This is a genomic window from Myxococcus hansupus (genome assembly GCF_000280925.3).
Taxonomy (GTDB): domain Bacteria; phylum Myxococcota; class Myxococcia; order Myxococcales; family Myxococcaceae; genus Myxococcus; species Myxococcus hansupus.
On sequence record NZ_CP012109.1, the window covers coordinates 3,712,139 to 3,723,873 of the forward strand.

At 71.1% G+C, this 11,735-nt stretch carries 7 protein-coding genes; 3 read left to right on the forward strand and 4 right to left on the reverse strand.

The annotated features are described in order from the left end of the window. Positions 1 to 62 precede the first annotated feature (62 nt). The 3 genes from rnk to gltB form a co-directional block, all read right to left on the reverse strand. Positions 63 to 479 (reverse strand): nucleoside diphosphate kinase regulator, encoded by a 417-nt coding sequence (gene rnk, locus A176_RS14390; protein ID WP_002640736.1) that lies wholly within the window; start codon positions 477 to 479, stop codon positions 63 to 65. Positions 480 to 588: 109 nt separating this feature from the next. Further along, positions 589 to 2,052 (reverse strand): glutamate synthase subunit beta, encoded by a 1,464-nt coding sequence (locus tag A176_RS14395; protein ID WP_002640735.1) that lies wholly within the window; start codon positions 2,050 to 2,052, stop codon positions 589 to 591. Positions 2,053 to 2,055: 3 nt separating this feature from the next. Next, the gene (gene gltB / locus A176_RS14400) at positions 2,056 to 6,627 is read right to left on the reverse strand and encodes a glutamate synthase large subunit (RefSeq protein ID WP_044889169.1); all 4,572 of its coding nucleotides are present in this window, start codon (positions 6,625 to 6,627) and stop codon (positions 2,056 to 2,058) included. A gap of 231 nt (positions 6,628 to 6,858) precedes the next feature. On the opposite strand from gltB, the gene A176_RS14405 reads away from it, so the two are divergent. The 3 genes from A176_RS14405 to A176_RS14415 all read left to right on the forward strand — a co-directional run bounded on the left by A176_RS14405 (position 6,859) and on the right by A176_RS14415 (position 9,788). After that, a complete protein-coding gene (locus A176_RS14405; protein WP_002640732.1) occupies positions 6,859 to 7,347 on the forward strand; it encodes an NUDIX hydrolase in 489 nt (162 codons plus the stop codon). A gap of 134 nt (positions 7,348 to 7,481) precedes the next feature. Continuing rightward, on the forward strand, positions 7,482 to 8,372 hold the full coding sequence (locus tag A176_RS14410; RefSeq protein WP_226994314.1) for a TonB family protein: 891 nt from the start codon (positions 7,482 to 7,484) through the stop codon (positions 8,370 to 8,372). Positions 8,373 to 8,444: 72 nt separating this feature from the next. Then, positions 8,445 to 9,788 carry a PepSY-associated TM helix domain-containing protein gene (locus A176_RS14415; RefSeq protein ID WP_002640361.1) on the forward strand — a complete coding sequence of 448 codons (1,344 nt, stop codon included), beginning with the start codon at positions 8,445 to 8,447 and terminating at the stop codon, positions 9,786 to 9,788. Between the two features lie 95 nt (positions 9,789 to 9,883). Here A176_RS14415 and A176_RS14420 read toward each other — a convergent pair whose 3' ends face one another. Next, the gene (locus tag A176_RS14420; RefSeq protein WP_002640360.1) at positions 9,884 to 11,599 is read right to left on the reverse strand and encodes a DEAD/DEAH box helicase; all 1,716 of its coding nucleotides are present in this window, start codon (positions 11,597 to 11,599) and stop codon (positions 9,884 to 9,886) included. Positions 11,600 to 11,735 lie beyond the last annotated feature (136 nt).

The window sequence follows — 11,735 nt, forward strand, 5'->3', positions numbered from 1 at the left end:
CCGAAAACACGAACGGCACCGCGCGCCGCGAGGGACGCACGGTGCCGTCCAGGGACTTCCACTCAGAGGTGGTAGTGGCCCGCGGCTTCGGGCTGGTAGGGAACCGCGACGATGCGCAGGCGCTTGCTGCGCCCGCCCGGCAGGGGCCAGGTGATGGACTGGCCCACGGACAGGCCGATGAGGGCGCTGCCAATGGGGGCCAGGACGGAGATGCGCCCGTTGTCGCTGCTGGCGTCGCGCGGATAGACGAGGGTGACCTCGCGGCGCTCACCCGACTGCTCGTCTTCAAAGACGACCTTGCTGTTCATCGTCACGACGTCGGGGGGCACGGCTGCCGAGGCGACGACGCGAGCCCTCGTCAGCTCCGCGTCCAGCATCTCCGCGAACTCGGCCGTACGGCCGCCTCCGTTGTGGTCCACCACCTGGCGCAGGCGCTCCAGGTCGGTCTCGGTCACGATGAGGGGCTGTTCGCTGGTCATGTCACGGGCCTCCTTGTGAAAGGAGTTTCGGGTTGAACCCGTTCCAACCCCTGGGCCCTCGGCTTATTCCCGAGTCGTCCTCGTGGACGACTCGGGTGTTCCCCGTCGCTCAGAAGGCGCAGTCCGCGCCCCGGGTGGGCAGCACGGACCGGCCGCCGGACAGGTACGCGTCGCAGGCCTTCGCGGCCTCGCGGCCGTCCGAGAGCGCCCAGACGATGAGGCTCGCGCCCCGGCTCGCGTCGCCCGCGCAGAACACGCCCTCCGCCGACGTGGCGAAGCGCGCGTCCACCTGCACGGTGCCCCGGGGGGACAGCTTCACGCCCAGTTCTTCGGACAGGGGGCCCGTCTCCGGTCCGGTGAAGCCCATGGCCAGCACGAGCATGTCCACCTCGAACGTCACGTCGGAGCTGGGCCGCTCGATGATGCGGGGCAGGGCGCCGGCCGTGGGTTGCAGTTCGACCTCCACGGCGTGCAGCGCCTGGAGCCGCCCATCCTCGGTGCCCGTCAGCCGCTTCGTCATCAGCGCGAACCTGCGTTCGCCGCCTTCCTCCTGGCTCGTGGAGGTGCGGAAGATGAGCGGCCACCTCGGCCACGGGTTGCCTTCGGCCCGCACGGCGGGCGGCGCGGGGAGCAGCTCCACCTGCCGCACGCTCTTGGCGCCCTGGCGCAGCGCGGTGCCCAGGCAGTCCGAGCCCGTGTCGCCGCCGCCCAGCACCACCACGTGCCGGCCGGCCGCGTCCAGCGCCGGGTCCTTCTCTCCGTGGGCCGAGACGAGCCGGTTCTGGTGTTCCAGGTACGTCATGGCCTGGATGACGCCGGTGAGCTCGCGGCCGGGGACCTCCAGCTCGCGAGGCCGGCGCGCGCCCAGGGCCAGCACCAGCGCGTCATGCTTCGCGCGCATCTCGCGGTAGCTGACGGCGCCGCCCACGTCCACGCCGGTGACGAAGGTGATGCCCTCCGCCTCCATGAGCGCGAGGCGCCGGTCCACCACCGACTTCTCCAGCTTGAAGTCGGGGATGCCGTAGCGCAGCAGGCCTCCGGCCCGAGCGTCCCGCTCATACACGGTGACGGTGTGTCCCGCCGCGTTGAGCTGCGCGGCCGCCGCCAGTCCCGCGGGGCCCGAGCCCACCACGCCCACCGTCTTCCCGGTGCGCCGCGCCGGAGGCCGGGCCTTCACCCAGCCCTCCGCGAAGGCGCGCTCGGAGATCTCCTTCTCCATCTGCTCGATGGTGACCGGGTCCCGGTCGATGGCGAGCACGCACGCGGCCTCGCACGGCGCCGGGCACAGCCGCCCCGTCATTTCCGGGAAGCCGTTGGTGCGGCTGAGCAAGTCATACGCCTCGCGCCAGCGCCCGCGATACACGGCCTCGTTGAAGTCGGGGATGAGGTTCCCCAGGGGACAGCCCTGGTGACAGAAGGGGACGCCACAGTCCATGCAGCGCCCGGCCTGCCGCTTCGCCTCGTCGGCGGACAACGGCAGGGCGAATTCGCGCCAGTCGTTGAGCCGCTCCGTCGTGTCCCGCTTGTCGGCGTGGACGCGCTCCCACTCGATGAATCCCGTTGGCTTGCCCATGGCTCAGGCCCTCCCCGCCGCGGACTGTGCCGGCGCCGCTGATGTGGACTCGGGCGGTCTGCGCGCGGCCCGCCGCGCCTGGAGCACCCGCTTGTAGTCCGTGGGCATCACCTTCACGAAGCGCGGCACCATCAGCTCCCAGTTGTCGAGCACCCGCCGCGCCAGCGCGCTGCCGGTGTGATGCAGGTGCCGCTCCACCATGCCGTGCACGAGCCAGATTTCGGACTCGTCCACCAGCGACTCCAGCTCCACCATCTCCAGGTTGCAGCGCTGCCGGAAGGACTGCTCGCGGTCGAGCACGTAGGCGATGCCGCCGCTCATGCCGGCCGCGAAGTTCCGCCCGGTGGGGCCCAGCACCACCACCGCGCCGCCCGTCATGTATTCGCAGCCGTGGTCACCCACGCCTTCCACGACGGCCTGCGCGCCGCTGTTGCGCACCGCGAAGCGCTCACCCGCGAGTCCGCGCAGGTACACCTCGCCCGCCGTGGCGCCGTACAGCGCGGTGTTGCCCACCAGCACGTTCTCCTCGGGGGTGAAGCGGCTGGCCTGCGGCGGGTAGACGATGATGCGTCCACCGGACAGGCCCTTGCCCACGTAGTCGTTGGCGTCGCCCTCCAGCTCCAGCGTCACGCCCTTCACCACGAACGCGCCGAAGCTCTGTCCCGCGGAGCCCTTCATCCGGACGTGGAGCCGGCCGTCCGGCAGGCCCTGGCCTCCGTGACGACGGGCAATCTCTCCGGACAGGAGTGCGCCCACGGCGCGGTGGACGTTGGCCACCGGCACGTTGAGGAGCATGGGCTGTCCCCCGTCTAGCACCGCGCCCGCGTCGCGCAGCAGTTGGTGGTCCAGGTGGTCGGACACGTCCTTGATGCGCGGCTCGATGCAGTGGCGGGGCTCGCTGTCCGGCGCGGCCGGCGCGGTGAGCAGCGAGGACAGGTCCACGCGCTTCGCCTTCCAGTGGTCCACGGCGGGGCGCTGCTTCAGCAGGTCCACTCGGCCCACCAGCTCCTCCAGCGTACGGGCCCCCAGCGCCGCCATCCGCTGGCGCAGGTCCTCCGCGATGAGGAGGAAGAAGTTCACCACGTCCTCGGGCTTGCCCTGGAAGCGCTCGCGCAGCCCCGCGTCCTGCGTGGCGATGCCCGCCGAACACGTGTTGAGGTGGCACTTGCGCAGCATGATGCAGCCCACGGCCACGAGGCTGGCGGTGGCCATGCCGAACTCCTCGGCGCCCAGCAGCGCGGCCACCAGCACGTCGCGCGCGGTGCGCATGCCACCGTCCGCCTGCACGCGGATGCGCGAGCGGAGCCCGTTGTGCACCAGCACCTGCTGCGTCTCCGCCAGGCCCAGCTCCCACGGCAGGCCCGCGTGCTGGATGCTGGACAGCGGCGAGGCGCCCGTGCCGCCTTCGTAGCCGGAGATGACCACGCAGCTCGCGCCCGCCTTGGCCACGCCCGCGGCGATGGTGCCCACGCCCACCTCGCTCACCAGCTTCACGCTGACGCGCGCGGAGGGATTCACCGACTGGAGGTCGTAGATGAGCTGCGCCAGGTCCTCGATGGAGTAGATGTCGTGGTGCGGCGGCGGGGAGATGAGCGTCACGCCCGGCGTGGACCAGCGCACGCGGGCGATTCGCTCGTCCACCTTGTGGCCGGGGAGCTGGCCGCCCTCGCCAGGCTTGGCGCCCTGGGCCACCTTGATTTGAAGCTCGTCCGCGTTGACCAGGTACTCGGTGGTGACGCCGAAGCGCGCGCTGGCCACCTGCTTGATGGCGCTGCGGCGCAGGTCGCCATTCTCATCGGGGGTGAAGCGGCGTGACTCCTCGCCGCCTTCGCCGCTGTTGGAGCGCCCGCCCAGCCGGTTCATGGCGATGGCCAGCGTCTCGTGCGCCTCCGCGCTGATGGAGCCGAAGGACATGGCGCCCGTGACGAAGCGCCGGGCAATGCTGAGCGCGGGCTCCACCTCATCCAGCGGCACCGGCGTGCGGCCTTCGTGCACGACCTCCAGCAGCCCGCGCAGGTTGCAGTGGTCGCGCGTCTCGTCGTCCGCCAGCCGCGAGTACTCCGCGAAGGTGGCGGCGTCGTTCGAGCGCACGGCCGCTTGGAGCTTGGCGATGGTGGCCGGGTTCCACTTGTGCCGCTCGCCCAGCCGGCGCCAGCGGTACTGGCCGCCCACGGGCAGCATGCCGGCCTCCGCGTCCGCCTCCGCGCCGAAGCCGCGGGTGTGGCGCTCCTTCACCTCGCGGCCCAGCTCCGGCAGGCCCACGCCTTCCACGCGCGACGCCGTGCCGGTGAAGTGCCGCTCCACCAGCGAGCGCTGGAGTCCCACGGCCTCGAAGAGCTGCGCGCCCCGGTAGGACTGGAGCGTGGAGATGCCCATCTTCGACATCACCTTCAGCAGGCCTTCCTCCACGGCCTTGATGAAGCGCTCCTGCGCCTTCTCCGCGTCCACGGCCAGCTCGCCGCCGTCCGCCAGCGCCCGGAGCGTGTCCAGCGCCAGGTACGGATTCACGGCCGCGGCGCCGTAGGCGAAGAGGCACGCGAAGTGGTGCACCTCGCGGGCCTCCGCCGTCTCCAGCAGCAGGCCCGCGTACATGCGGATGCCGTCACGCACCAGGCGCTGGTGCACCGCGGACATGGCCAGCAGCGCGGGGATGGCCGCGTTCGCCGCGTCCACGCCCCGGTCGCTCAAGAGCAGGATGCTGGCGCCCGCGTCCACCGCCTCCACGGCCTCGCTGCACAGCTTCTCCACCGCCGCCTCGAGCGCGCCGTCGCCGCCGTCCAGGGGGTAGAGGAGCGACAGGCGGCGCGTCTCGAACATGCCCTCGTCGTTGATGGCCGCCAGCCGCGCGAGCTGTCCGTTGGTGAGAATGGGGCCGGGCAGCGACAGCCGGTGGCACTGCTCGGGCGTCTCCTCGAAGGTGTTGCTCTCCGGGCCCAGCGCGGTGGCCAGCGTCATCACCAGCGACTCACGCAGCGGGTCGATGGGCGGGTTCGTCACCTGCGCGAAGAGCTGATGGAAGTAGGAGAACAGGCTGGGGGCCTGGTCGCTGAGCACCGCCAGCGGCGTGTCCGTGCCCATGGAGCCCACGGGCTCCTTGCCCGTCTCCGCCATGGGCGTGAGCACGGAGCGGACGTCCTCGGCCGTGTAGCCGAAGGCGCGCTGGGCTCGCCACAGCTCCTCGCCGCGCAGCCGCACGGGGGCCGTGACGGCGGGCAGGTTGTCGAAGGTGTAGACGTTGCGCTGGAGCCAGCGGCGGTACGGCCAGCGCGTGGTGATGTCGCGCTTGACGTCCTCGTCCTCCAGGATGCGGCCCTCGGTGGTGTCCACCAGCAGCATGCGGCCCGGCGTCAGGCGGCCCTTGCGTCGTACCTGCGAGGGTGGCACGTCGATGACGCCCATCTCCGAGGCCAGGATGATGCGGTCATCCTCCGTGACGAGGTAGCGCGCGGGTCGCAGGCCGTTGCGGTCCAACGTGGCGCCGATGAGCTGCCCATCCGTGAAGGCGATGGCGGCGGGGCCGTCCCAGGGCTCCAGCAGCGCGGAGGAGTACTCGTAGAAGGCGCGGCGCTCGTCCGACATCAGCGTGTCGCCCTCCCACGCCTCCGGAATCATCATCATCAGCGCGTGGGGCAGGGGGCGGCCGCCCAGATAGAGCAGCTCCACCATGTTGTCGAACTGCGCGGAGTCGCTCTTGCCCGGGACGATGATGGGCTGGAGCGCGTCCAGGCTTCCGCCCAGACGCGCCGTCTGGAGCAGGCCGCGCCGCGCGGTCATCCAGTTCCGGTTGCCGCGCATGGTGTTGATTTCACCGTTGTGCGCGATGAAGCGGAACGGCTGCGCCAGCTCCCACGTGGGGAAGGTGTTGGTGGAGAAGCGCGAGTGCACCAGCCCGAGCGCGCTCACGAAGTCCGGCTGCTGCAGGTCCGAGTAGAACCGGGGCAGGTCCGCCGGCAACATCAGCCCCTTGTAGACGAGCGTCTCCGACGACAGCGAGGCCACATGGAAGCGCCCGCTGGGGTCCGCGCCGCGCGCCTGGATGAGGTTCTCCGTCAGCTTGCGGATGCGGTAGAGCTTGCGCTCGAAGGCGCTGGGGACCACGCGCCGGCGCGCCACGAAGATCTGGCGGATGACGGGCGCGGCCTCGCGCGCCACGGGCCCCAGGTGCTCCGGATGCACGGGGACGTCGCGCCAGCCGAGCACGCGCTGGCCTTCTTGTACGACGACCTCCTCGAAGGCGGCTTCACAGGCGGCCCGGGCCTCGGGCTCGGGAGGGAGGAACACCTGGCCCACGCCGTAGTGCCGGCGCGGGGGGAGGGCGAAGGAGAAATTCGGGGACTCCCGCTCGAAGAAGCGGTGGGGGAGCTGGACCAGGATGCCGGCGCCATCGCCCGTTTTCGGGTCCCTGCCAGCAGCCGCCCGATGACTGAGCCGGTTGAGGAGCTCCAGGGCGTCCTCGACGATGCCGCGCGAGCGTTCTCCGCGCAGGTGGGCGACGAAGCCCACGCCGCAGGCATCATGCTCGGTGTCCGGCTCATACAGGCCGTACCGGCCGGGGCGGAATGCCGACTTCGACATCAAGGGTCCCCTTACCCGACGACGCGGGTAGTCATTAATGCTGTGTCGCAACACGCTAACGCGCTGCGTTGGCTGGCGTAAAGGGAAGTCCCCACCCGATGTTTCACGGAGGGCGGGGCGAGGAGGGGCCTGGCGGGCCCGGGGATGAACTACAGTGCCGCGCTTTGTCGCATTCCAGCGGTGCCCTGGGGGCGCTGGCGCTTGGATGCCGCACCGCGGAAGGCCGCTCCCATGCCCTACACCCCGATCATCGGCACGCTCGGTTACGTCATGTCTCCGGACGGGCAGCGCGTGCTGCTCATCCACCGCAACGCCCGCCCCGACGACGCCCACTTCGGGAAGTGGAACGGCCTGGGCGGGAAGATGGACCGCGACGAGGACGTGGCCGCCTGCATGCGCCGGGAGATTCGCGAGGAGGCGGGCATCGAGTGCACGCAGATGGTGCTCCGCGGCACCCTGTCCTGGCCCGGCTTCGGGAAGCACGGCGAGGACTGGCTGGGCTTCGTGTTTCGCATCGACCGCTTCGAGGGCACGCCGCTGGAGAGCAACCCGGAGGGTTCGCTGTCCTGGGTGCCAGTGGCGGACATCTCGAAGCTGAACCTCTGGGATGGGGACCGGCACTTCCTGCCGCTGGTGTTCGACGCGGACCCGCGGCCGTTCCATGGCGTGATGCCGTACGCTGGGGGCAAGGCCTTGCGCTGGAGCTACAGCCGCTTCTAAGCGCCTGTCATCACTGCGGGTTGGGCCTCCGTCTCCTGTGGACGGGCGGACGGACGTGTTTCCACATGCGCGAAAATTTACTCGGCGCGCGTTGACGCACGTAGGCGAGGGGGGTATCCACAGCGAAAGTGAAAGTGAGAACGATTCTCAATTTCGACCCCGCGTCTCCGACCCCTGCTGTGACGGGGCTGACGGCGGTGGCGTCCTCCGGCGCGCTGTTCCGCATGGGGGAGTCCTCGGCGACGGAGGGGTTCTTCCGCCGCTGGAGCGGAGCGAGCGCCGTGGCGGTGGTCCTCCACGCGGGCGTCCTCGTGGCCGCGATGTCGGTGTCGTCGGAGGCGCCGAAGCGGGTGGTGGTCGAGGAGCCGGAGCTGGTGCTGCTGGCCCTCGCCGCGCCGCCGCCCCCGCCTCCCGCGGGAGGTGGAGCGCTCCGGCAGGCGCCGGCGAAGGCCGACGTCCCGCGGCAGGCGCGCCCCCGGCCCACGCCTCGCGTGGTGCCCGCACCGGTGACCCGGCCGGAGCCGGAGCCCGTGGCGGAGGTGAAGCCGGAAACGCCTCCCGAGCCCGTCGTGGAGCCTGTCTCCGAGCCCGAGCCCGAAGTCGCGCAGGCGCCCGCTGACACGGCCGCCGCGTCCGCGATGGGTGGGGTGGTGGGGGGCGTGGTCGGCGGGGTCGTGGGTGGCACGAAGGGCGGCATCGTCGGTTCCATGGCGGTGGGTGGCACCGGTGATGCGCTGAGCCTGAAGCAGGTCATGCGTCCTCCCACGGTGGTCAGCGCGGTGACGCCGGAGTACCCGCGGCTGGCGAAGCAGCGGAACATCGAGGGCGTGGTGGTGGTGCGCGTCATCGTTGGAACGGATGGCCGCGTGGAGCCGGAGCACACGAAGGTGATGCGCTCGGTGCCCGCGTTGGATGCGGCGGCGATCGCCGCGGTGAATCAGTGGCGCTTCACGCCGGCGCTCGGCCGTTCGGGGCGGCTGGCGCGCGTCATCATCGATGTGCCCGTCAATTTCTCGCTGAAGTGAGTGCCGGCGCGGGGTCGCGCCGGGTCCGCTCCAGTGTCGTCGCGCGCGGTTTGGCCGCGCACAGGCCGTCTCATGCGCACTTTCCGAAACATCCTCTTCTGGATTCACCTCATCACGGGCATCGCCGCGGGCATCGTGATTGGCATCATGTCCTTCACGGGCGTGGTCATCGCCTTCGAGAAGCAGATCATCGAGTGGGCGGAGCGCGACATCCGGACGGTGCAGGTGCCGTCTCCCGGCGCGGCCCGGCTCCCGGTGGAGGACCTGGTCGAGCGCGTCCGCGCCGTGCGGACCGATGGACAGCCGACGGCGGTGACGGTGTTTCCGGATCCCGCGTCGTCGGTGATCGTGAACATCGGCCGGGGCTCGGTGACCTTCATCCACCCGTACACGGGCGAGGTGCTGGGCAACGGGGCGGAGGGCGTGCGGGGCTTCTTCAGGTGGAACGTGGAGCTGCACCGGTGGCTCGTGGCCAGCGGTGACAACCGCCCCGTGGGCAAGGCCATCACTGGGGCGAGCAACGCGGTGTTCCTCTTCCTGGCCATCTCCGGCCTGTACCTGTGGTGGCCGCGCAAGTGGACGCTGCGCGCGATGCGGCCGTCGCTGTGGTTCCGGCGCGGGTTGAAGGGCAAGGCGCGGGATTGGAACTGGCACAACGTCATCGGGTTCTGGACGCTGCCGGTGATCATCGTGCTCGCGGGGTCGGGCATGGTCATCTCGTACAAGTGGGCGTCCAACCTGGTGTTCACGGTGATGGGCAGCCCGGCGCCCACGACGCAGGGGCCTCCGGGTTCGGGGTCGGTGAAGGTGCCGGCACCCACGGAGCCCACGCCGCGCAAGCCCTTGGACGAGCTCATGGCCGAGGCGCGGAAGACGTCGCCCAACTGGGAGTACGTCGTGCTGCGCCTGGGCGGTGGCAACGCGCGTCCGGCGGGTGCGCAGGCGCCGGGGGGCAAGGGGCAAGGGGGCCGCGAGGGCGCGCCGGAGGCACAGGTGAAGGCCGAGGGGGCTCCGGCCGACGTAGTGCCGGACGCTCAGGGCAAGCGGGGCCGGGGCAAGGGCGACGCGGACGGTGTGGACGCGGTGTCGTTCTCCGTGCGTGAGAAGGACGCCTGGCCCCTGTTCTCGTCTCAGCAGGTGTCGCTGAACCCCTTCACGGGCGAAGTGGCGAAGCTGGAGGGCTATGCCGACTACAACAGTGGCCGCAAGGCACGGAGCTGGCTCCGCTTCCTCCACACGGGCGAGGCGCTGGGGCTGATCGGTCAGCTCGTGGCCGCCATCGCCTCGCTGGGCGGCGTGTTCCTGACCTACACCGGCTTCGCCCTGGCGTGGCGCCGGTTCTTCCCCCGTCGCCGGCGCGCGACGACGGAGGCCAAGGCGGAGCCCGTCACCGCGGAGTCCGAGCGCGCGGCCTGAGCCCAGGGATAACAGCCCCCCTCGTGAGCGTGACGGGTTCGCTCGTCATCCTCCCACTCACGAGGTGGGCACTTTCGAAGCGACGCCGAAAGGGCTCAGTTTCGGTCCTTCCGGACCAGCACCTTCTTGCCCCGCAGCGTGGCGTTCTTCAGCGCGGCGATGATGCGGTTGGCGTCGGACTCGGGGACCTCCACCAACGAGAAGGTGTCGCCAATCTGGATGGCGCCAATCTTCGAGGACTCGACGCCCGCCTCGCCCGCGATGGCACCCACGAGGTCGGCGGGGCGCATGCCCGCGTGACGGCCCGCTCCAATCCACAGCCGGGTGACATCCCACGTCGGGGGCGCCCCACGGGACTTCGGGCCCCGCTCCGACGGTCCTGACCGCCCCGACGGACCACCGAACTTGCCGCCCGGACGGTCCTTCCGCTCCTGCGGCGGCGCGACGACGGGAATCTCCGTCTCCTCGGCGTCACGGCCCTCGTCCTGGGCGTCATGGAGGAGCTTCACCGCGGCGGCGGCGATGTCCATGGGGTCGAACTCGCTGGCCAGTCCCTCCACCACGCTGCGGAGAGAGTCGAACTCACCGGCCACCAGCGTCTCGCGCAGGGACTCGCGGAGCAGCTCCTGTCGCTTCTCGCGCATGTCCGCGACGGTGGGGACGGTGGCCACTTCGATGCGCTGGCCCGTGACGCGCTCGATGTTGCGCAGCAGCCGGTGCTCGCGCGGCTCCACCAGGGTGATGGCCACGCCCTCACGGCCGGCGCGACCCGTGCGGCCGATGCGGTGCACGTAGGCTTCGGGCGCGTTGGGCACGTCGAAGTTCACCACGTGCGACAGGCGGGGGATGTCCAGGCCGCGCGCGGCGACGTCGGTGGCCACCAGCAGGTCGGTGCCCTGGGACTTGAGCTGCTTGATGACGCGGTCGCGCTGCTCCTGCGTCATGCCGCCGTGCAGGGCGTGGGCGCGCCAGCCGCGGCCATTCAGCGACACCGTGAGGTCATCCACCTCCGTGCGCGTGCGGCAGAAGATGATGGCGGCGGTGGGGGACTCCACGTCGAGCAGGCGGCCCAGCGTGGCGATCTTGAACGCGCGCGGGACGACGTAGGCCGTCTGGCGGACGCGGGGCATCTCGCCCTGTTCCACCTTCTCGCGGGCGATCTTCACGCGCACGGGCTCGTGCAGGTGGCGCTCGGCGATGCTGGCGATGCGCGGGGGCAGGGTGGCCGAGAAGAGGGCCGTCTGCCGGTCCTCGGGCGTGCCGGAGAGGATGGCCTCCAGGTCGTCGGCGAAGCCCATGTCGAGCATCTCGTCGGCCTCGTCGAGCACCACCATCCGCACGTCGTCGAGCTGGAGCGTGCCCCGGCGCAGGTGGTCCAGCGCACGGCCCGGCGTCGCGACCACGACATCCACGCCGCGCTTCAGGACGCGGAGCTGCTGGCCGATGACCTGCCCGCCGTACAGGGGCAGCACGGAGACGCCGAGCTTCTGGCCGTAGCGGTGGATGGCCTCGGACACCTGCATGGCCAGCTCGCGGGTGGGGACCAGGACCAGGGCGGACGTGGTGTGGGGCTTACACGCACCTGGCGTGACATGGTTGAGCAGGGGCAGCGCGAAGGCGGCCGTCTTGCCGGTGCCGGTGGCGGCGATGCCGAGCAGGTCCTTCCCGCCCAGGAGCGGCGGGAGGGCCGCGGCCTGGATGGGGGTGGGCTCCTCGTAGCCAAGCGCACTGAGGGCCTCGACGAGCGCGGGCTTGAGGCCCAGGGATTCGAACGTGGCGTCGGACGGGGCGGGGGTCGGGGGGGCTTTCACGGCCGGGGCTTGTACCACCGGCACTGGCCGCGTGCGCCCCTAGAATGGCGGGAGGGGCCGCACCCTGAACAGTTTCGGGGTCGGGGGGGGACACTGTGCGACGCCGCACGAACGGCCTGTCCGAGTGCCCAACCCG